The following is a 19362-nucleotide window of genomic DNA, read 5'->3' as shown; positions in this document are numbered from 1 at the left end:
GATGACGCCCAGCTGTCGGGCCGGGCGCCGTGGGAATCCAGAGCCGTTCCTCGACCCGCTCCGGCCGGGCGCCGGAGACGGTCCGGGTCCGCATGCGGGGGACGACCGGACGGGTCAGCGCAGCAGGGCCCGTATCGACGTCTTCATCCGGGCCACGAACGCCTCCCGCACCTCGTCCGTCACCCGGTCCAGCGAGAGATACGGATTGAGGTCTTCCAGCTCGACGAGCAGCAGGTCACCGTCCGCCGTCCGGCACGCGTCGACGCGCTGGATGCCGTGCGCGAGGTCGTTCCACTCCACGAACCGGCGAGCGAAGTCCAGATCCGCCGTCGTCGGCTCGTACTGGTCCAGTACCCAGCGCTGCTCGGGGTGCGGTGCGTAGAGCGCGTACTGGAAGTCGCGGTCGATGAAGAAGAAGGACACCTCGTAGCGGAAGTCGATCCTCGGTTGGACGAGCACGCTGCCGTCCGGCTCGGCGCCCACCTCGGCCGCGAGCGCGTCGGGCGTGACGAAGCGCAGCCCGACCGAGTCCGCGCCCAGCTTCGGCTTGATCACATACTCGGCTGCCCCGGGCAGCAGCCCCAGATCGCCCACCCGGTCCACGGTCGCGATCACCGGGTACTCCGCGGCGCTCAGATCGACGAGATACTGCTTGCCCGCCATGTCACCGCGCCCGGTCAGCGGGTTGTACACCGGCACCTTCCGCTCGCGGGCGCGGGCGCAGAACGCGTCGTACGCCTCCTGGTAGTGCAGCACCGGCCCGCTGTTGCGGACAACGACGGCGTCGAAGCCGTCGAGCAGCGCGGCCGCGTCGCGCGGATGACAGAGCGCGACATCGAATTCCTCGCGCAGCCGCGAGGTGAGAAAGATGTCCTCGTCGCAGTAGCGGCGGCCGCGCGCCTGGTACGCGAGGTCGGTGACGAAGAGGACGGACAGGCGCGGACCGGCGGGCATGACGTTCTCCCAGGGGGTTTGGAGGCGGACAGCGGATCAATAACCTTGATGGCGTTGCTCGTTCACCACGTCGGAGCATCATGACCTCTGCCCCACAGGAGTCGCACGTGTCGCCACTGCCCGACATTCTCTCGCCCGCCTTCGCCGCCGACCCCTACGGGGCCTACCGGACCATGAGGGAGAGCGCCCCGCTGATCCACCACGAGGCCACGGACAGTTACCTCGTCTCCCGGTACGAGGACGTCGAGCGGGTCTTCAAGGACAAGGCGGGAGAGTTCACCACCGACAACTACGACTGGCAGATCGAACCGGTGCACGGCCGGACGATCCTGCAGCTCAGCGGGCGTGAGCACACGGTGCGCCGGGCCCTGGTCGCCCCCGCCTTCCGTGGCACCGACCTCCAGGAGAAGTTCCTGCCGGTCATCGAACGCAACGCGCGCGAACTGATCGACACCTTCTGGCGTTCGCGCTCGGCCGGCACTTCTGTGTCGGGGCGCTGCTGGCCAGGGCGGAGGTGGAGACCGCGGTCACCCAACTGCTGGACGCGATGCCCGACCTGCGTCTCGCGGACGGATTCACCCCCGCTGAACGGGGCGTCTTCACCAGGGGTCCGCAATCGTTGTCGGTCCGGTTCACCCCCGCCTCCGGTTGACCGAGCGACCCTCAGCCGATGCGCGAACAGACGTCGTCCGTGGACCCGTTGAACATATTCAGCGTCCTGTACCCGGTGGAGCTGATGGCAAGGGTGTAGACGCCGTCGATGCGGTATTCGCCGCGTGGCAGATTGCCGTTGTTCTCACCCACGCCGACGAGCACCGGCCCGACTACGTGCCAGAGCTGCGAGTGGTCGGTGTGGATGTCGACGATCGCGCTGCCACCGGCATCGGCGTCGTAGGAGGCGCCGGTGTCGGTGTTGGTGACCCGGACGACCAGATCGCCCCTGAACGCGATCTTCGAGGGGGATTCGTCCGGACGGGCGACCAGTACCTTCTTCACGACCTCGTCGACGATCGGTTCGGTGTGGATGGGGAAGTCACAGCGGGCTCCGGCCGGATAGTCGAACGATGGGGTGGGGGCGGGCACCCAGCCGTCCTTCCCGGGTGCTGCGGTCTCCGCGGAGGCGGGCACGGCACCCAGCAGTGCCGAGGCGAGTGTCGTGACGACTGCCAGCGAGGAAAGGGTGGTTGGTCGCATGGAATCTCCCTCTGGGGGCACGCATGCGATGGTGTGGCCGACGTCGCCCCCCGTGCGCCGGTCGCATGTGATCGTAGGGTTTCGCGTCTCGCCCGGCCACCCCTGACGGCGTCTCGATCGGCGCTGAGGGGTGGCCGGGGTGGGCGCATGGCCGCCCTTACGGTTCGGCGCCGGTGCCACAACGGGTTCGGGTGGCGGAACGGTGGGGTCGCCCATCTCACCGCAGGCGATATGGGCGGATATGTCCTACGTTGGGCAGGCACAATCCGTACGATCCAAGGAGCTGTAGTGAGTAGCGGAAGCGCCAAGGACAAGGCCAAGGGCAAGGCCAAGGAAGCCATGGGCAAGATGACCGGCGACCGAAGCAAGAAGGTCGAAGGCAAGACGGACCAGGCCAAAGGGCAGGTCAAGGGTGCCGTCCACCACGCGGGCGAAAGCGTGAAGGGTGTGAAGGACTCCCTCAAGCACGACTAGTGACCGGCAAAGCCCGCCGGGAGGGGCACTAGGGTATTTCGTTCGGATGAGGCTGGATCGGGGAGCGGAGCGTCGTCGACCGACGACAACGCGGCAGATGTGCGTACCGGACCCCGTGAGCCCGGCAGGATCCAGACGAGAGGCCCCAGGCATCACGCCCGCAGAGAGCCCCTCGCCCGCACGGGCGGGGGGCTCGGGCGCGGTCGGCTGCCGGGCCGGTCTCCGGAGGCGTCCACGGAGGTGTGGTGCCCGGCGGTGGCATGTGCTTCGAGCTGAAGATCCTTGCCCGGCATCCGTACAGTCCGCCGCGGGGCACTGACGACCCGTTCTCAGCGGATGTGCCGCCCGGAGATCGCCCGCGCGATCACCGGACGCTGGATCTCGCTGGTGCCCTCGAAGATCGTGTAGATCTTGGCGTCGCGGTACATCCGCTCCACCGGATGCTCCCTGCTGTACCCGGCGCCGCCGAGGATCTGAACGGCCTTCTCCGTTGCCGCGACGGCCAGTTCGCCCGCCCGCAGCTTGGACATGGATCCCTGTGCCGCGTCGAAGGTCCGGTCGTTGCGGGCCATCCAGGCGGCCTGCCAGATCAGCAGCCGTACGGACTCGATCTCGGTCCGGAGGTCGGCGAGGGCGAACGCGATCGACTGGTTCTCGATGATGGGCCGGCCGAACGCCTCCCTCTCTCCCGCGTACTCCAACGCGTACTCGTACGCCGCGCGCGCGATGCCCAGTGCCTGTGCGCCGACGGTCGGGCGGCTGACCTCGAAGGTCGCCAACGCCGCCTGTGGATCGACGGAGGCGACGACCACGTGCACCTCGGCGATGCCGCCGTTGGTGATCCACGCCTTCTGCCCGGAGAGAACCCACTCGTCGCGGGCCTCGTCGTAACGGGCCTTGGTGGTCATCGCTGAGACGTCCGATCCCGCTTGCGGTTCGGAGACGCAGAATGCCGCGACCTTCGGGTCGTCCTTGTCCCCGTAACACTGCGGAACCCACTCCGTGAACTGGTCCGGCGTGCCGGAGGCGAAGATTCCGGCGACGGCGAGGGAGGTGCCGAAGAGCGCCATGCCGACCCCGGCGTCGCCCCAGAACAGCTCCTCGTTGGCGATCTGGAGAGAGGGCCCGCTGGGGTCGCCGTACATGTCTGCGAGCGATTCGAAACCGTACAGACCGATCCGCGCCGCCTCCTGGATGACCGGCCAGGGGGTCTCCTCCCGCTCGTCCCATTCGGCGGCCGCGGGGCGGACGGCCTGGGCGGCGAAGCCGTGCACCCAGTTGCGCAGGTCCTGCTGCTCCTCGGTGAGCGCCGAGTTGCTTGGCGGACAGTCCCTTGACGATCCGCGCGAACTCCTTGGGGGAGACGGCCGAGAAGTCGAGCCCGGCCAGATCGTCGATGAGGTTGCCGCTGCTGTTGTCGGCCACGCCAGTTCCTTACTCTGAAGTAAACTTACTTTCGGGTAAGGTAGGGGGGTGCCGTCCCTTCGCGAGGGAGGCGCGGAGCGGGCGGGATGCGGGTGAGTCACCAGGAGCTGCCGGGGCGCACCGCCAGTCGGGGATGGTGGGCGGCCAGGACCTTGTTGGCCCGGGCCAGTTCGGACAAGGCCTGTTCGCGATCGGCCTGATCCTCGATGCCGAGCCGGGGGCCGCGGAACCTGCGGACCTCCCGGGCGGCGCACTCGGCGTCGAACTCCGCCTGCACGATGTGCGGCGGGATGCAGGACCCGATCAGTTCGGCGACCCGGTCCGGGATCGGCACGGGGACGAGGAGGTGCGAGGCGGTCATGGGGGGCCCTCTCGGATGGTTGACCAGGAGGTGGTGCTCAGCGGCCGCCGGGTGGGCGGTCGACTCCTCCTTATGTAACGGGACGCAGTTCCGGGTTTCTCATTGAGAACGTCTCCGTCTGGCAACCGTTTGAGAGTGACCGGCTATTTCCCCTTACCCGTAAGTAAGTTGACTCCACGTGAGGTACGTGCTCGGTCGGAATCCGCGCTGCGCCGATCAGAGGGGCGCGTCGTCGCTGCGGGTGCGCAGCTGCATCGCACGCAGCACTGCCTCGGTCGAGAACCGCGACTCGGGGTCGACGAGTTGCTCGCCGAAGATGGTCTCCAGATTGCGCATCCGGTAACGGACCGTCTGCGGGTGCACGTCGAGCAGCTCGCCCATCTGGGCGGCGGTGCCGCGGGTTTCGAGCCAGATCCGCAGCGTCTCGATCAGCCGTTCGCGCCGGTTGGCGCTGATCTCCGCGATGGGCGCGAGTTCGCGCCGGGCGAGCTGGTCGAGGAGGACCGGGTCGGAGAGAAGCCACAGGGTGATGAGGTGGTCCTCGCGGAGGACGACGGGCGCGTCGTCGATGACGCCTGTATCGATGAGTTCGAGGACCCGGCGGGCCCAGCGGATCGAGTCGGAGGCGAGGACGGTCGGAACGGTCAGGCCGATGGCCGCGTGGGTGCCCAGGAGCGCGTGGTCGAGCGTGCGTCTGGACGACGGCCTCGTCGTCGGGACCGGATCCGGTGGTGAGTGGTCCGCCTACGTCGGACGAGTCGCATGAACAACCGTGACCCCATCCGTCGAGGTCTCCTGCACCGTCGGTCAGTAGTCCGGCCCCCAGGCGCGAAGAGAACTAAGGTGGTATACGGGTCATGTAGGAACGCCCCCGGAGGGGCCATGCGCCGACACCGCACCACCCATCCCGACAGCGCCCAGGAAGCCCTGCTCACCCTCGGGCGTCTTGTCGACCAGGCGCTGGAGCGGATCAGGATCCAGCGGGCGCGTGTGGAACTGGCCGAGGCATTGCAGCGCCATCTGCTCCCGCCCCAGCTTCCGCAGCTGCCCCGCCTGGCCATTGCGGCCCGCTACACCCCTTCGCATGACGGTCTCGATGTCGGGGGCGACTGGTACGACGCCTTTCCGATGACGAACGGGGCGGTCGGGATCGCCATCGGTGACGTGCAGGGTCACGACGTGGAAGCCATTGCCTTCATGGGACAGGCCCGCACCAGCCTGAGGGCCCTCGCCTGCGCCACGACCGATCCGGGCGAGGTGCTGAGCCGCGCCAATGATCTGCTCATTTCCATGGGCTGCGGCCTTTTCGCGACTTGCTGCTTCCTGACCTTCGACCCGCTCAGCGGCGCGCTCGCCATCTCCCGGGCAGGCCACATTCCGATGGTCTGGGCCACGTCCGCCGGTCACTCCGGCATCATCCTCGACAGCGGCGGCCCGCCCCTCGGCATTCTCCCCGGGGAGATCTATCCGGTGACGCGAAGACGGCTGGAGGAGCCGGGATCGTTGGTCATGGTCACCGATGGGGTGGTGGAAGGACCGACCTACCCGATCGAGAAAGGGCTGGAGGAGGTGGTGCGGCGGGTGTGCCGTGGTTACGACGGCGACCCCGACGACCTGGCTCGTGAAGTGGTGAAGGTGGCCGATCTGACGGGCCACTGCGACGATGCCGCCGTCCTCGTCGTTCGATATGCCGGCCTCCCCAGCGCAGGGTAGCCACGGCACGCGATGCATGCTCCGCGCTGCAGCGACCGAGGTGGCTCCCGGCGTGTCCTGGCCGGAAGAGCCCTTCCAGGTGGTGTCTGATGACTGCCGTGGTGACCAATCCGGAGCTTCGGCGCAAGGGCGTCGCGACTCTCCTGGTCCTCGCTGTCGCAGCCGCCTACTACGGTGCCGCCCGGCTGGGCCTGCTCGAACAATTGGTGCGCGGACAAGTCACGCCGCTCTGGCCCCCTACCGGCATTGCCCTGGCCGGTCTGCTGGTCTTCGGACTCCGGGTCTGGCCGGGCATTGCGATCGGGGCGTTTCTGGCGAACGTGTCCATCGGGCCGACGGCTCTCACCGTTCTGGTCATCATGGTGGGAAACACGCTCGCACCGGTCTGCTCCTACCTGATGCTGCGGCGTGCGGGGTTCCACAACGACCTGGACCGGCTGCGCGACGCGCTGGCGCTGGTCTTCATCGGTGCCCTGGGAGGGATGCTCATCAGTGCGACCGTGGGCAGCAGCGTGCTGGTGCTCTCCGGCGCCTTGTCCGCAGGCGATTTCTGGCCCACGTGGTCGGTGTGGTGGACGGGCGACGCCATGGGTGTGCTGGTCGTCGCACCGTTTCTGCTCGTCCTTCGCGAGGCGCGGTGGCCTCGGGGTGTGGCACTCCTGCGGTGGGTCGAAGCGGCGACCCTGTTGCTCGGCACCCTTGCGATCACGCTCCTGGTGACGGGCGGCAGCAGTGCCACCCTGCTCTTCCTTGTCTTCCCGTTCCTGATCTGGGCCGCGTTCCGCTTCGAACGCGCCGGCGCCGCGTCGTGTGCGCTCGGAGTCTCCACACTGGCGATTCTGGCCGCCGGTCGCGGGGCCGGTCCGTTCGCCCATAAGGACCTCTTCACCAATATGGTCACGCTCCAGGCCTTCAACGGCGCCACGGCACTGACCGCGCTGCTGCTCGCGGCGGTCATCACCGAGCGAAACCGCACCCACGACGAGATCAAGCGTCTCTGCGCACGGCTCACCGACATGGTGGCGGCCATGCCGGACCACCCGGTCACCGACCAGTGGCTGACGTCCGACGACCCCGACGACCCGGACGGCCGTGCCGACGATCGTTAGGGATGCCCGGCCGACGACTTCTCCGTACGCGCCCCGGTGGGGCAACCCTCTCCAGGAGAGTCGCCCACCGGTCGTTCCGTCTCGCACCCGGCAGTGACTCCGGCAGTGACTACCGGGCCGCGGAGTGCCACTACTCCGACAGCAGCCCGAGCGACGGCATCATCATCGGTCCGAAGCCCACCCATCCGACGGACCCCACGTCCTCGGGCTCCCCTGCCCCGTCGCCGACGGACTCCGGTTCGCCGGACCCGGGCGGCTCCGCCGACCCGACCGATCCCGGCAGCCCCGATCCGACCGACAGCGGACGGCCACCACCGCCCCGGGACGACGAGCCCCGACCCGAACCCCACCACCTCGGAGCCCGATCCGGGTACGACGGACCCCGGCTGCCCGACGGACAGCCCGTCGCCGGATCCGACCGACACGGCCGGGGCCACGGACTCGCCGTCACCGGACCCGAGCCCGGGCGACGACCCCTGCGCCACCCCGTCGGGCGCGGCATCAGCGGGCTGACAGCACCTCGGCCAGGTCGTACCGCACCACTTCTTCCAGCTGTGCGTAGGTGCAGCTCCCGGGTGTACGGTCGGGCCGCCACCGGCGGAACTGGGCCGTGTGCCGGAACCGGTCGCCCTCCATGTGGTCGTAACCGACTTCGCACACCCGCTCCGGACGCAGCGCCACCCATGACTGGTCCTTCTTCCCGGACCAGCGGCTCGGCGTACCGGGCAGCCGGGCTGTCTCGTGCGCGGCGGCATCCGCCCACGCCGCCCACGGATGGTCGGCGAACTCCGTCCGCAACGGCTCCAGCTCGGCGACCAGCTCCTCGCGGCGCTTCATCGAGAACGCCGCGCAGACCCCGACGTGCTGCAGGGCGCCCTCGGAGTCGAACAGGCCGAGGAGCATCGAGCCGACGACCGGTCCGCTCTTGTGGTAGCGGTATCCCGCCACCACACAGTCGGCGGTCCGCTCGTGCTTGATCTTGTACATGACGCGGACGTCCGGGCGGTACGGCAGATCCAGCGGCTTGGCGACGACACCGTCGAGCCCGGCACCCTCGTACCGTGCGAACCACTCGTGGGCGACGGCCGGGTCGGTGGTCGCGGGGGCGAGATGGACGGGGGCCGAGGCACCGGACAGCGCCGCTTCCAGGGCGGCCCGGCGGTCCGCCTGCCGGGTGGAGAGCAGCGAGTCGTCGCCCACCGCGAGGATGTCGAAGGCGACCAGACTGGCCGGCGTCTGCTCGGCGAGCAGCCGCACCCGTGAATCGGCCGGATGGATGCGTTCGCTGAGCCGGTCGAAGTCCAGTTTCCCGTCGTACGCGACGACGATCTCGCCGTCGATCACACAGCGCGGCGGCAGATTCTCCCGGACCGCCGTGACCAGCTCGGGGAAGTACCGGGTGAGCGGCTTGCCGGTGCGGCTGCCGATCACCACCTCGTCGCCGTCGCGGTGCACGATCGCCCGGAAGCCGTCCCATTTGGCCTCGTACTGCATGCCCGGCGGGATCCGGGACACGGACTTGGCGAGCATCGGCTTCACGGGCGGCATCACTGGCAGATCCATGGACCGATTCTTGCCCGGATACCTCGACACGGCTCCCGATATGCGGCATATGCGAGCTCCCGGCCTACCGTGGCCCCATGGGCGCGGCGGTGGAGCTGGATGCAGACGGACGGGCGGTACGGCTGTCCAACCCCGACAAGGTGTACTTCCCGGAGAAGGGCTACACGAAAAGGGACGTCGCCGAGTACTTCCTCTCCGTGGGCGCCGGGATCACGCGCGCCCTGCGGGACCGGCCGACCACACTCCAGCGCTTCGTCGACGGTGTCGACGGCGACTTCTTCTACCAGAAGCGCGCCCCGAAGAACCTCCCCGACTGGATCCCCACCGCCCGCATCGCCTTCCCCAGCGGCCGGCCCGCCGACGAGATCTGCCCCACCGAACTCGCCGCCGTCCTGTGGGCGGCCAACCTCGGCACACTCACCTTCCACCCCTGGCCGGTACGGAAAGCCGACACCGACCACCCGGACGAGCTCCGCATCGACCTCGACCCGCAGCCCGGCACGGACTTCGCCGACGCCGTCACCGCCGCCCATGAGCTGCGCGTCGTCCTCGACGACCACGGTCTGCGCGGCTGGCCCAAGACCTCCGGCGGCCGCGGCATCCACGTCTTCGTCCCCGTCGAACCCCGCTGGACCTTCACCGAGGTCCGTCGCGCGGCCATCGCGGCCGGGCGCGAACTCGAACGCCGGATGCCGGACCGGGTGACCACCGCGTGGTGGAAGGAGGAGCGCGGCGAACGCATCTTCGTCGACTTCAACCAGACCGCCCGCGACCGGACGATCGCCTCCGCCTACTCCGTGCGGCCCCACCCGCACGCCCCGGTCTCGGCGCCGTTGCGATGGGACGAGATCGACGACGCCGAGCCGCAGGACTTCGACATCCGCACCATGCCGAAGCGGTACAGGGAGGTCGGCGACGTGCACGCGGACATGGACGACCACGCCTTCCGGCTCGACCGGCTGCTGGAACTGGCGGACCGGGACGAGCGGGAGCGCGGGCTCGGCGACATGCCCTACCCGCCGGAGTACCCGAAGATGCCCGGCGAACCCAAGCGGGTCCAGCCGAGCCGCGCCCGGCGCGACGAGGACGGGGAGGCATGAGCGCGCCCGACCTGGAGCCCGTCACGCCGCACGGGGAACACGCCCGCCCCCGGACCCGCGGTGACAGCTGGGCGGCGTTCAAGGAGTCGCCGTATCTGCCCGCCGTCGTGCTGCTGTTCATCATTGCGGCGGCGGCCGGTCTCTTCGCCGGGTCGTACACGTACGCGATGGCCAATCCGACCCCGCGCAACATCCCGGCCGCCGTGGTCGGCGGCCTCGACTCGCTGCGCGACAAGGCCTTCCTCGCCCGGCTGGAGGTCGCGCTCGACACCTCGCTGGTGCTGCGCGATTACGCCACCGAAGCCGAGGCCCGCATCGCCCTGGAGGAGCAGAAGGTCTTCGCCGTCCTGTGGTCCGCGAACGGCGGGGTCGCCCTCGATGTCGCGAGCGCGTCCGGAGCCTCGGTCGCCCAGCTGCTCGCAGAGTCCGCACTGAAGGTGGCGGAAGCGACGCATGTGCCGGTCAAGGTCACCGATGTGAAACCACTGCAGCGGGGTGATCCCCGTGGCCTTGCTCTCTTCTACATCTCGCTCGCCGCGGTCATCATCGGCTTCGTCGGCGCCATCCAGCTGAGCGTGCACGCCAAGGGGCTGAACCCGCTGGAGCGGATCGGTTTCACCGTCGCGTACGCGCTGCTCGGCGGTTTCGCGATCGCCGCCGTGGTGGACTGGCTGCTCGGCTCCGTCGATCTGCCGTTCGTCCAGTCGTGGATGATCCTCGCCTTCACGATGTTCACCACGGGCATGGTCTTCACCATGTTCAACGCCCTGATGGGGCGCTGGGCGATGATCCCCACCTGGGGACTGATGGTGCTGCTCGGCAACCCGTCCTCCGGCGGTGCGGTGTCCTGGCCGCTGCTGCCGTCGGTGCTGGGCTTCATCGGCCGCTGGCTCCCCCCGGGCGCTTCGGTCAACGCCCAGCACGCCGCCGTCTACTACCAGGGGCACCAGCGGATCTTTCCCTACCTGGTGCTCGCCGGCTGGTCACTGGTCTCCTGCACGGTGTTCTGGGTATGGCGCCACCGGCACCCCGGAGGCCGTGACGGCATGCCTCAGCATGCGGCCACAGCCTCCTGACCTTCCCCGAGCGGTTACAGCTCCTTGATCCGGATCGCGGGCGAATACGTGGGCGCGGGTGCCTGGATGTACCACTGCCATGTGCAGAGCCATTCCGACATGGGTATGGCCGGACTGCTGCTGGTCGCCAAGGCGGACGGCACGGTCCCTGGCTACGACCCCCATGCCATGCATGACATGAAGGCCGACACACCGATGAACGACAAGGCGATGACGGACAAGACCTGAGGCCGACGGACCGAGGCCGACAGAATCCGGTCAGGGTTCCGCCGGTCCCGTCGCCAGGCGCAGCTGTTCCTCCTCGACGATGCGCCTGGCCAGGCTCCCGTCCGAGACGTCCACGGCGTCCGGCGTCGTCTCGGCGACGTCGCTGCGCCGCGCGTACGCGTCGAACAGCCGCTCCTTGCGGGCCAGGATGTCCAGCATTCGCTGGTCGACGCTGTCCGTCGCGAGCAGCCGGTGCACCTGGACCGTGCGTATCTGCCCCATCCGGTGGGCGCGGGCCACGGCCTGGTGCTCCATGGTCGGCTTGATCTGCGGCTCGCAGAGGATGACAACCGACGCGGCCTGCATGTTCAGCCCGACGCCCCCGGCCTGGATCTGGCTCAGGAGGACCGCGTGGCCGTCCACCGTGCTGAACTCGTCGATCAGCTCCTGCCGCCGGGCGGCCGGGACGTTGCCGGAGACCGGCCCGAACACCCCGTTGTCCAGGGCCTCCCGGACCGTGGTGAGCACCTCGCGGAAGTAGGAGAACACGACGACCTTGAGCCCGTTGCCGGCGGCCTCCGTGACCAGCTCGCGCAGCCGGTTCAGCTTTGCGGAGGTCTCCGGGCGGGCGTACGCGGCCCGGCGCATCCGCATGAACTGTCCGGCGGCGACCGCCTCCCGGTAGGCGTCGAGATCGGCCTCGCTGAACTCCTCCCACTCGTCGACCTGCACCAGCGCCGGGAGTTCGGTCAGCACATCCTCCTGGTTGCGCCGCAGATAGGCGGGTGCGACGGCGCGGCGGAAGGCGTGCGAACCGGCCACCCCGTGGGTGGTCCTGATCGACGGTGCGAGTTCGGGCTGGAGATGGCGGACCAGACTGCGGAACTCCTCGACCCGGTTCTCCATCGGCGTACCGGTCAGGAACAGCACCCGTTCGGTGCGTCCCGCCCAGCCGGAGACCGCGCGCGAGCGGCGGGTGGCGGGGTTCTTGACGTAGTGCGCCTCGTCGACGACCAGCATGCCGGGCCGCTTCCCGCCGTCCCGGGCGGCCGGGAGGGTGTGCAGGGCGTCGAAGGTGGTGAGGGCGACCCCGCCGCGCTCGCGCCAATCGGCGAACGCCTCCTGCCGCTCGGGGCCGTGCACCGGCAGCACCCGCAGGGTGGACCGGGCCCGGAGCTCCCGCACCCAGTTGATCAGCACGCTCGCCGGGCAGACCACCAGGAAGTGCGTCTCGCCCCGTGCCGAGAGGTGCGCGAGCGCGGCGATCGCCTGCACGGTCTTCCCGAGCCCCATCTCGTCGCCGAGGATCACCCGCTTCTGCGCGAGCGCGAAGCGCGCACCGAACGACTGGTAGCCCCGCAGGGAGACCCGCAGATGCGCATCGTCGAGCCGCAGCCCGCGTACCCGGTCGGCGATCCCTGACGGAAGGAACCCCTCGGCGGCGTCCCGGTCGGGGTGCGTGCCCGACATCTGGGCGAGCAGGCTGTAGTACTCGGCGGACCGCAGCTCGAAGTCGACCCATGCCGCGAGGTCCGACTCCGGGGCGCGCAGCAGATCGACCGACACCTGCCCGAACAGCAGCGGAAGCCCGCGCTCCGTCGCCTCCGCGACCACGGTCCGGACAGAGGCGACGGCAGTGAGCGCCGCCGTGCGGGCCTGCCGCCGGGCGAACAGCATGCGCAACCGCCCGCGGGCCGGTCCGGCCTCGGTGAGCAGCGGCTCCAGCTGCCCGACGAGCCGCCGGGCCGCGTCCACGGCCCGCCGGACGTCCGGACCCGCCTCGACCAGCCGGTGCAACGCCATGAGCAGGGCGGTCGTGGACTCGTCGGGCGCCTCGACGTCGATCCGGACGGCGACCGTGTCCCGGACCGCGTGCGCGATCTGGCCCGCGGCGGCGAGCGCCTGATCGGCGGTCTGCGCACCGACGCCGGGGATCTGGCGGAGCTCGTACCGATTGGCCTCATGGACCTGACCGACCGTCGTGTAGCCGGCCTGCTCGACCGCGCCGAGGCGCAGTCGGCCCTCGGTGACGTCCTTGAGCCGGGAGACCGGGATCGCGGCCAGCTCACGGTGGATCAGGGAGTCGAGGATCGGGGTGAGGGCAGCATGTATGGCGTCGGTCGCGCGGGTGTGGTCGGCCAGCACGGCACGCGCCGCGTCGAGCAGCCGTTCGGCCTCTGCGATCAGCTCCCGGGCTGCCTTCCCCGTCGGCGCCCCGGTGTCCCTCGCCCCGGTACCGGTCTCCCCGGCCTCTGTCATGTACGTTCCTCTGTCCGCGCAGCCCCGCTGCCGCCTTGCCCGGCAGCTGCCCGAGTGAGACATATCGTGCCATGGGCCGATGACGGTGCGGGCCCGACGGAGCGAGAGCCCCGGTGCGCGGTCAGGACGCGGGCGGACGGCGTTCGGCCGGGGACAGCAGCAGGACCTCCAGTGCCCTGGCGCAGGACCGCGCCTGCACCAGGAACCACTCGGTGCGCGCCGCCGTGATCACCTCAGGCGTCGCCCGTACCGCCAGGGCGAACCGCGCATGACCGGCGCCGTCCAGCACCGGGACGGCCAACGTGCGTACCCCGTACGCCGACTCGCCGTCGTTGAGCGCGTAGGCATCGTCCCGTACGCGGGCCAACTCGGCTTCCATGGCGGCAGGTTCGACGATCGTGCGGTCGGTGAAGGCGGGCAGCGGGGGGAGCGAGGACGGCCCTCCCTCACCCGGCCGTGCCCAGGCCAGCAGCACCTTGCCGAGCGCGGTGGAGTGCAGCGGGCGGCGCAGCCCCACCTTGGGCGTGACCGAGCCTCCCGCGACGATCACCGCATGGGGACCGCTGCGCAGCGCCAGATCGGCGGTCGCGCCGGTGCGTTCGGCCAGATCACTCAGTTCCGGAGCGGCGAGATGCAGACCGCGCTGGTGGTACGAGAGCCGGCCCAGCTCGGTCACGGCCGGGCCGAGCCGGTAGCGGGACGTACGGGCGTCCTGCTCCAGGAATCCCGCGCCGAGCAGCGTGCGGGCCAGCCGGTGCGCCGTGGAGACCGGGAGCTCCAGGCGGCGGGCCAGTTCGGAGGCGCTGAGGTCGGGGCCGTTGTCGTGGAAACAGTGCAGGACGTCCAGGGCGCGCTGGACCGCCTGCGCGCCGCCGGGGACACGCACTGTCGCGGCCTCGGTCATGTCGGGATCACTCTCCGCTCGTGGGGTGGGGAAAGGTGGGACAGTCGGTTGCCACACTACGGGAGGGAGGAGGCGTGTTAACGAGGTTGTGAAACACTCCGTTCATCCTCAATCCCACATCATGGGAAGCGAGTTGTGAGCGGGCGGGCGTCCGTGGCAGGCTGCTGCCGTCACCACCGACGAGCGGAAGGGAGCAGTGCCATGGCCGGTCGCCGAACCGCGACCCGTACGCCTGCCGCTCCCGCCCCGCTCGCCCTCACGCTGCGCCGTCACATCGACCTGGCGCGCGTCGCCAGCGCCGCCTGTCGCTGATCTTCTCCCCCTCGTCATCCGGCGCCCCTCCCCGTGCCTGCCGTGCTGTTCCGGTACGGCAGGGACCGCGTCACCGTGACCATGCCCGTACGGGACACGTGACCTACCGCGCCGCCCTCCCTTGCTTCGTCGATCCTCCGGGAAGACTTCATGACGCATGCCGTCCTGCCTCACACCCTCTGGTTCACCCGCTGTCCCGTGCCCACCGCAACCGGTATCGCAGCCGACCGGCAGTGGCTGGCCGACGAGTTCACCCCCGACGGAATCACCGTGCGCTCCCTCCAGGACGCCGTACCCGACGCCGACCGCGCCGCCCACTTCACCCATGCTCTGCCCGGCCTCTTCAGAGAAGGCGGCAACGTTCCCGCGCTGTGGGCCCGCTCGAGGGGGGAGCGGACCCGCCTGATCGGGCTCACCTGGATCGAGGAACGGCAGACCGTGCTGGTCGCGCCGGGCTCCGGGATCCGGGGGGCCGACGCGCTGCGCGGGCTTCGTCTCGCCGTGCCCCGGCACTCGATCGCCATCGACTTCTGGCGGGCCATGGCCCTACGCGGCTTCGAAGGGGCGCTCGCCTCCGCCGGTCACACGCTCGACGACGCCACGCTCGTCGACGTGCCCGCCGACGAGCACGACGGCCAGTGGGCCGCCGAGCTGGCCGCGCTGCGCCGCGGCGACGTCGACGCCGTGTACGTGAAGGGCGCGCTTGCCGTCGAGGCGGCGCGGCGGGCCGGTGCCGAGGTCGCCGTCGAGCTCGATGAGCTGCCCGACCGCAGGTTCCGCATCAACAACGGCACCCCGCGCCCCATCACCGTCCACCAGCAGCTGCTCGACGACCACCCCGACCTCGTCGACCGTTTCCTCGCCGTCCTGCTCAGGGCCGCCGACTGGGCCACCGGACAGCCCGACGAGGTGGCCCGCATCCTCGGCGCCGAGACCGGGGCAGGCGCCGCCGGAGTTGCCGGCGCCTACCGGCCCGGTACCCATCTGACCCTCCACCCCGACCTGTCCGACCAGCGCCTCGCCCTGCTCGCCGAGCAGGAGGCAGGACTTCGCGCACACGGGTTCCTGCCCGAACCCGTCGACGTCACGGCCTGGGCCGACCCCGAACCGCTGCGCCGCGCGGCAGCCCTGGCCCGGCTGCAACCCGCCCACCGACCTTCCGCCCCCTGAGCCCCGAGGAACCGATCACCATGAACTTCCCCCGACCACACCTCCGTTCGACTGTCACCCCCGCGCTCCTCACGGTCACCGCCCTCGTCGCACTCACCGCCTGCGGCACCTCAGAAGCCGACAGCGGCAGCACCGGCTCCGGCGCCAAGGATGCGGTGTCCGTGCGCATCCCCGACCCCGGCAACTCCGGTGTGCTCGCACTCGGCAAGAAGGACGGCAGCCTCGACAAGGCGCTCGCCGAGGTGGGCGCGAAGGTGGAGTGGACCGGCAGCGCGGGGCCCTTCGCCCCGGCCGCCCAGGCGATGAACGCCGACCAGCTCGACATTGCCACCGGCTCCATCACCTCCGGCATCACCTCGCTCGCGCAGCGGCCCGGCTTCAAGTTCTTCACCGCGGTCGACCCCGACGCGGCCGGTGAGGGGATTCTCGTCAAGAACGGTTCGGGGATCGACTCTGTCGCGGATCTGGTCGGCAAGAGGGTCGCCGTCAATCAGGGCGGCACCGGCGAATACCTGCTCCTCAAGGCGCTCGCCAAAGCCGACATCCCTGCCGACAAGGTCAAGCGCGTCTATCTGCGGCCCGACCAGACCGCGGCCGTCTTCAACGCGGGCAAGGTCGACGCCTGGTCCGTCTGGGCGACCTACGCCGTCGCCGAGATCGGCAGCGGCAAGGCCCACTTCGTCGCCGACGGCGCGGCGATCGGCTCCGACAACTACAGCCTCAATGCGGTCCGTACGGGCTTCGCCGAACAGCACCCGGAGATCGTGAAGGCGCTCTACCAGTACCTTCACGACGGCAGCGTCAAGGAGAAGCAGAACCCGGCCGCGTACCTCAACGTCTTCACCGACGCCGGCCCGACCGCCGTCACCGGCAAGGCCAAAGAGGTACAGACCGAGGTCACCGGCAAGGGCGCCACGGTCGAACCGATCGGCCCCGAGGACATCAAGCGCTTCGAAGCCGTCGCCGCCTTCTACGCCGAGCAGAAGGTCACGAAGACCGAGGTCGATGTGGCGGCCCATCTCCTCGACATCGAGAAGCTGACATGAGCGCCCCACCGAAGACGACCGCGAGCGGTCTTGTCACCCCGCGCCCCCAGCTCCGCAAGGCGCGCAGCCGCTCCTACGCCCTGACCGTCCGCGCATTCGGCCCGGTGGTGCTCCTGGCGCTCTGGTGGGTGGCCTCCGCCACCGGACTGCTGACCCCCGACGTGCTCGCCTCGCCCGCCGAAGTCCTTCGTGCCGTAGTTGAGTTGTGGGACAACGGGCAGCTGTCCGATGCGCTCACCACGTCCCTCACACGATCCGGAATCGGCCTGCTCATCGGCCTGGCCGCCGGCCTGACCCTCGGCATCACCACCGGCTTCACCCGCCTCGGCGACGAACTCCTCGACTCCTCCCTCCAGACCCTGCGCACCATCCCCTTCCTCTCCCTCGTCCCGCTCTTCATGGTCTGGTTCGGGATCAACGAGACGGCGAAGATCCTGCTCATCGCGGTCGCCACCACCTTCCCGATGTATGTCTCCACATCCAGTGGCGTACGCAACACCGACCCCAAGCTCATCGAGGCCATGCGCAGCTTCGGAATGGGCCGCCTCGCGACCGTCCGTGAGGTCGTCCTCCCCGGCGCCCTGCCGTCCCTGCTCGCCGGACTGCGGCTCTCCATGACGCTGAGCGTCATCGCGCTGATCGCCGCCGAGGAGATCAACGCCACCGCAGGCATCGGCTATCTGATGTCCCAGGCGCAGAGCTACGCCCGCACCGACATCCTCGCCGTCTGCATCCTCGTCTACGGGCTCCTCGGACTGGCCGCAGACATCGTCGTACGCCTGCTGGAACGGGTCCTGATGCCCTGGCGCACTCCACAGGGAGCCTCCCGATGACCACCGACACGCCGACCACGCCTGCTGTACGGGTACGGGACCTGCGTCGCGTCTTCGGCGACCGGGCCGTGCTCGACGACCTCGAACTCGACATCGCACGCGGCGAGTTCGTCGCCCTGCTCGGGGCGAGCGGCAGCGGCAAGACCACACTGCTGCGCATCCTCGGCGCCCTCGACGGCGCCGACGGGGGAGAGGTGCTCGTCCCGGAGGCCCGCACCATCGTCTTCCAGGAACCCCGCCTCGTCCCGTCGAAGAAGGTCCTCGCCAATGTGACGGTCGCCCTGCCGCGCAGCCGCTCCGCACACGGGCTGCGCGCCCTGGCCGAAGTCGGCCTCGAACGGCACGCCGACGCCTGGCCCGCCACCCTGTCCGGCGGCGAGGCCCAACGCGTCGCCCTCGCCCGGGCCCTGGTCCGCGAACCCGAACTCCTCCTGCTCGACGAGCCGTTCGCCGCCCTCGACGCACTGACCCGGCTGAAGATGCAGGACCTGGTGGGGGAGCTCTGCCGCATCCACCGCCCCGCCGTACTCCTCGTCACCCATGACGTCGACGAAGCGGTACGCCTCGCCGACCGCGTCGCCGTCCTGCGCGACGGCCGGCTCATCACCGACGAGACCGTCACCGTCGACCGGCCTCGCGACCCGGGCAACCCTGCGTTCGCCGCACTGCGCCGACGTCTGCTCGGCGACCTCGGCGTCGCCGCGCCCCCGCAGCCCGTACCCGCCCCCGTCGAACCCACCCCTGGCCGAACCGAAGTCGGAGTGATCTGAATGACCATCACCATCGGTGTGCACAGCAGCAACCCGTCCCTCTACCACCTGTACCACCTCTCCCGCCTCGGCCTCGCCCAGGAGGAACTGGTCCCGCTCGGCGAGACCGTCGTCTTCCACCCGTACACGAACGGCGTCCGCACCGGCGAACTTCTCACCCAGGGCGTCATCGACTTCGGCGGCACAGGCTCCACCCCACCCGTCACCGCCCAGGCCGCCGGACACGACATCGTCTACACCGCCGTCTCCGCCCCGCGCCCCGAGCACGGCGCGCTCCTCGTCCCCGAGGGCAGTCCCGTCCGTACGGTCGCCGACCTCAAGGGCGCCACCGTCCACCTCGCGATCGGCTCCTGGCAGACCCACCTGATCGCCAAGGCGCTCGACGACGCCGGACTCTCGTACGCCACCGACATCACCGCCGTACGCAGCAACGACGACAGCGAACACCTGCTCCGCACCGGCGCCATCGCCGGATGGGTCGCCCAGGGCGCCCAGCTGGCCGCCGCCCGCCGCACCGGCGGACTGCGCACCCTCGTCCGCACCGGCGACGTCATCACCGACCGGTCCGTCTTCTTCGCCCGCCGCGACCTCGCCGAGAGCCGCCCCGAGATCATCGAGGCGCTGACCCGGGCACTCCAGCGCGCCGATGACTGGGCGGCCGCGCATCCCCGCCAGGCCGCCGAGATCGCCGCCGCCGACCTCGGCGGATCCGCCGACGACTGGGAGACCGCGCTGCGCGCCCTGCCGTGGCGGATCGAGCCCGTCACCGACGCGTTCATCGCCGAACAGCAGGAAGCCGCCGACATCTTCCACCGCACCGGCTTCATCGAGCGCCCTGTCATCGTCGCCCGTGCGCTGGCGGACGCAGCCTCCGAGAAGGCGGCCTGACCGA

At 70.1% G+C, this 19362-nt stretch carries 17 protein-coding genes and 5 pseudogenes; 13 read left to right on the top strand and 9 right to left on the bottom strand.

Features of this window, described 5'->3' with window-relative positions; translation table 11 throughout:
• Window positions 1-114 precede the first annotated feature (114 nt).
• Window positions 115-954 carry a hypothetical protein gene (locus OG972_RS06560; protein WP_266979144.1) on the bottom strand — a complete coding sequence of 280 codons (840 nt, stop codon included), beginning with the start codon at window positions 952-954 and terminating at the stop codon, window positions 115-117.
• An 80-nt stretch (window positions 955-1034) separates the two neighbouring features.
• Between OG972_RS06560 and OG972_RS06555 the strand changes: the two are divergent.
• Window positions 1035-1606: pseudogene (locus tag OG972_RS06555) on the top strand (hypothetical protein).
• Window positions 1607-1617: 11 nt separating this feature from the next.
• Here the strand turns inward: OG972_RS06555 and OG972_RS06550 are convergent.
• The gene (locus OG972_RS06550; protein ID WP_266979142.1) at window positions 1618-2148 is read right to left on the bottom strand and encodes a hypothetical protein; all 531 of its coding nucleotides are present in this window, start codon (window positions 2146-2148) and stop codon (window positions 1618-1620) included.
• 288 nt (window positions 2149-2436) lie between these two features.
• On the opposite strand from OG972_RS06550, the gene OG972_RS06545 reads away from it, so the two are divergent.
• Window positions 2437-2622: a CsbD family protein gene (locus OG972_RS06545; protein ID WP_266979140.1), complete on the top strand. Its 186-nt coding sequence runs from the start codon at window positions 2437-2439 to the stop codon at window positions 2620-2622.
• 329 nt (window positions 2623-2951) lie between these two features.
• Here the strand turns inward: OG972_RS06545 and OG972_RS06540 are convergent.
• The 4 genes and pseudogenes from OG972_RS06540 to OG972_RS06525 form a co-directional block, all read right to left on the bottom strand.
• Window positions 2952-3932 (bottom strand): annotated as a pseudogene (locus OG972_RS06540) (acyl-CoA dehydrogenase family protein); the annotation flags it as partial.
• Between the two features lies 1 nt (window position 3933).
• Window positions 3934-4047 (bottom strand): annotated as a pseudogene (locus OG972_RS06535) (acyl-CoA synthase); the annotation flags it as partial.
• A gap of 97 nt (window positions 4048-4144) precedes the next feature.
• The gene (locus tag OG972_RS06530; RefSeq protein ID WP_266979138.1) at window positions 4145-4408 is read right to left on the bottom strand and encodes a hypothetical protein; all 264 of its coding nucleotides are present in this window, start codon (window positions 4406-4408) and stop codon (window positions 4145-4147) included.
• 216 nt (window positions 4409-4624) lie between these two features.
• Window positions 4625-5104: pseudogene (locus OG972_RS06525) on the bottom strand (helix-turn-helix domain-containing protein); the annotation flags it as partial.
• 186 nt (window positions 5105-5290) lie between these two features.
• Between OG972_RS06525 and OG972_RS06520 the strand changes: the two are divergent.
• Complete coding sequence (locus tag OG972_RS06520) at window positions 5291-6121, top strand: PP2C family protein-serine/threonine phosphatase (protein WP_266979136.1); 831 nt, start codon at window positions 5291-5293, stop codon at window positions 6119-6121.
• Window positions 6122-6210: 89 nt separating this feature from the next.
• Window positions 6211-7230: an MASE1 domain-containing protein gene (locus OG972_RS06515; protein WP_266979134.1), complete on the top strand. Its 1020-nt coding sequence runs from the start codon at window positions 6211-6213 to the stop codon at window positions 7228-7230.
• Window positions 7231-7731: 501 nt separating this feature from the next.
• Here OG972_RS06515 and OG972_RS06510 read toward each other — a convergent pair.
• The gene (locus OG972_RS06510) at window positions 7732-8793 is read right to left on the bottom strand and encodes an ATP-dependent DNA ligase (RefSeq protein ID WP_266979132.1); all 1062 of its coding nucleotides are present in this window, start codon (window positions 8791-8793) and stop codon (window positions 7732-7734) included.
• 77 nt (window positions 8794-8870) lie between these two features.
• Here OG972_RS06510 and ligD point away from each other — a divergent pair, with 77 nt between their 5' ends.
• From ligD to OG972_RS06495, 3 genes and pseudogenes are all read left to right on the top strand, one after another.
• The gene (gene ligD, locus OG972_RS06505) at window positions 8871-9893 is read left to right on the top strand and encodes a non-homologous end-joining DNA ligase (protein ID WP_266979130.1); all 1023 of its coding nucleotides are present in this window, start codon (window positions 8871-8873) and stop codon (window positions 9891-9893) included.
• Window positions 9890-10969, top strand: a complete 1080-nt coding sequence (locus OG972_RS06500; protein ID WP_266979128.1) for an ABC transporter permease — start codon at window positions 9890-9892, stop codon at window positions 10967-10969. The genes ligD and OG972_RS06500 overlap by 4 nt, the downstream gene beginning before the upstream one ends.
• A gap of 33 nt (window positions 10970-11002) precedes the next feature.
• Window positions 11003-11197, top strand: a pseudogene (locus OG972_RS06495) (multicopper oxidase domain-containing protein); the annotation flags it as partial.
• Between the two features lie 30 nt (window positions 11198-11227).
• Here the strand turns inward: OG972_RS06495 and OG972_RS06490 are convergent.
• Together OG972_RS06490 and OG972_RS06485 are read right to left on the bottom strand one after the other, a co-directional pair.
• Window positions 11228-13435, bottom strand: coding sequence for a DEAD/DEAH box helicase (locus OG972_RS06490; RefSeq protein ID WP_266979126.1), 2208 nt, complete (start codon window positions 13433-13435; stop codon window positions 11228-11230).
• Window positions 13436-13556: 121 nt separating this feature from the next.
• Window positions 13557-14339 (bottom strand): IclR family transcriptional regulator, encoded by a 783-nt coding sequence (locus tag OG972_RS06485; protein ID WP_266979124.1) that lies wholly within the window; start codon window positions 14337-14339, stop codon window positions 13557-13559.
• A 201-nt stretch (window positions 14340-14540) separates the two neighbouring features.
• Here OG972_RS06485 and OG972_RS49210 point away from each other — a divergent pair, with 201 nt between their 5' ends.
• The 6 genes from OG972_RS49210 to OG972_RS06460 all read left to right on the top strand — a co-directional run bounded on the left by OG972_RS49210 (window position 14541) and on the right by OG972_RS06460 (window position 19358).
• Complete coding sequence (locus OG972_RS49210; protein ID WP_323135851.1) at window positions 14541-14651, top strand: putative leader peptide; 111 nt, start codon at window positions 14541-14543, stop codon at window positions 14649-14651.
• A gap of 150 nt (window positions 14652-14801) precedes the next feature.
• Window positions 14802-15821, top strand: coding sequence for an ABC transporter substrate-binding protein (locus OG972_RS06480; RefSeq protein ID WP_266979122.1), 1020 nt, complete (start codon window positions 14802-14804; stop codon window positions 15819-15821).
• 20 nt (window positions 15822-15841) lie between these two features.
• Window positions 15842-16867 (top strand): ABC transporter substrate-binding protein, encoded by a 1026-nt coding sequence (locus tag OG972_RS06475; protein WP_266979119.1) that lies wholly within the window; start codon window positions 15842-15844, stop codon window positions 16865-16867.
• On the top strand, window positions 16864-17700 hold the full coding sequence (locus OG972_RS06470; RefSeq protein WP_266979117.1) for an ABC transporter permease: 837 nt from the start codon (window positions 16864-16866) through the stop codon (window positions 17698-17700). The genes OG972_RS06475 and OG972_RS06470 overlap by 4 nt, the downstream gene beginning before the upstream one ends.
• Window positions 17697-18470: an ABC transporter ATP-binding protein gene (locus OG972_RS06465; RefSeq protein ID WP_266979115.1), complete on the top strand. Its 774-nt coding sequence runs from the start codon at window positions 17697-17699 to the stop codon at window positions 18468-18470. The genes OG972_RS06470 and OG972_RS06465 overlap by 4 nt, the downstream gene beginning before the upstream one ends.
• Window positions 18471-19358, top strand: a complete 888-nt coding sequence (locus tag OG972_RS06460; RefSeq protein WP_266979113.1) for an ABC transporter substrate-binding protein — start codon at window positions 18471-18473, stop codon at window positions 19356-19358.
• Window positions 19359-19362: the final 4 nt, after the last annotated feature.

This window comes from Streptomyces sp. NBC_01669 (assembly GCF_026339735.1).
GTDB lineage: Bacteria > Actinomycetota > Actinomycetes > Streptomycetales > Streptomycetaceae > Streptomyces > Streptomyces yanii.
Note: the sequence above shows the minus strand (reverse complement) of the source record. Positions and strands in the feature narration are given on the sequence as shown.

What these genes read in the sequence shown, in the direction of transcription:
- OG972_RS06470 (WP_266979117.1), top strand. Translation starts at nt 16,864, where the DNA reads ATGAGCGCCCCACCGAAGACGACCGCGAGCGGTCTTGTCACCCCGCGC.
- OG972_RS06475 (WP_266979119.1), top strand. Translation starts at nt 15,842, where the DNA reads ATGAACTTCCCCCGACCACACCTCCGTTCGACTGTCACCCCCGCGCTC.
- OG972_RS06515 (WP_266979134.1), top strand. Translation starts at nt 6,211, where the DNA reads ATGACTGCCGTGGTGACCAATCCGGAGCTTCGGCGCAAGGGCGTCGCG.
- OG972_RS06480 (WP_266979122.1), top strand. Translation starts at nt 14,802, where the DNA reads ATGACGCATGCCGTCCTGCCTCACACCCTCTGGTTCACCCGCTGTCCC.
- OG972_RS06490 (WP_266979126.1), bottom strand. Translation starts at nt 13,435, where the DNA reads ATGACAGAGGCCGGGGAGACCGGTACCGGGGCGAGGGACACCGGGGCG.
- OG972_RS06530 (WP_266979138.1), bottom strand. Translation starts at nt 4,408, where the DNA reads ATGACCGCCTCGCACCTCCTCGTCCCCGTGCCGATCCCGGACCGGGTC.
- ligD (WP_266979130.1), top strand. Translation starts at nt 8,871, where the DNA reads ATGGGCGCGGCGGTGGAGCTGGATGCAGACGGACGGGCGGTACGGCTG.
- OG972_RS06465 (WP_266979115.1), top strand. Translation starts at nt 17,697, where the DNA reads ATGACCACCGACACGCCGACCACGCCTGCTGTACGGGTACGGGACCTG.
- OG972_RS06485 (WP_266979124.1), bottom strand. Translation starts at nt 14,339, where the DNA reads ATGACCGAGGCCGCGACAGTGCGTGTCCCCGGCGGCGCGCAGGCGGTC.
- OG972_RS06560 (WP_266979144.1), bottom strand. Translation starts at nt 954, where the DNA reads ATGCCCGCCGGTCCGCGCCTGTCCGTCCTCTTCGTCACCGACCTCGCG.
- OG972_RS49210 (WP_323135851.1), top strand. Translation starts at nt 14,541, where the DNA reads ATGGCCGGTCGCCGAACCGCGACCCGTACGCCTGCCGCTCCCGCCCCG.
- OG972_RS06520 (WP_266979136.1), top strand. Translation starts at nt 5,291, where the DNA reads ATGCGCCGACACCGCACCACCCATCCCGACAGCGCCCAGGAAGCCCTG.
- OG972_RS06460 (WP_266979113.1), top strand. Translation starts at nt 18,471, where the DNA reads ATGACCATCACCATCGGTGTGCACAGCAGCAACCCGTCCCTCTACCAC.
- OG972_RS06510 (WP_266979132.1), bottom strand. Translation starts at nt 8,793, where the DNA reads ATGGATCTGCCAGTGATGCCGCCCGTGAAGCCGATGCTCGCCAAGTCC.
- OG972_RS06500 (WP_266979128.1), top strand. Translation starts at nt 9,890, where the DNA reads ATGAGCGCGCCCGACCTGGAGCCCGTCACGCCGCACGGGGAACACGCC.
- OG972_RS06550 (WP_266979142.1), bottom strand. Translation starts at nt 2,148, where the DNA reads ATGCGACCAACCACCCTTTCCTCGCTGGCAGTCGTCACGACACTCGCC.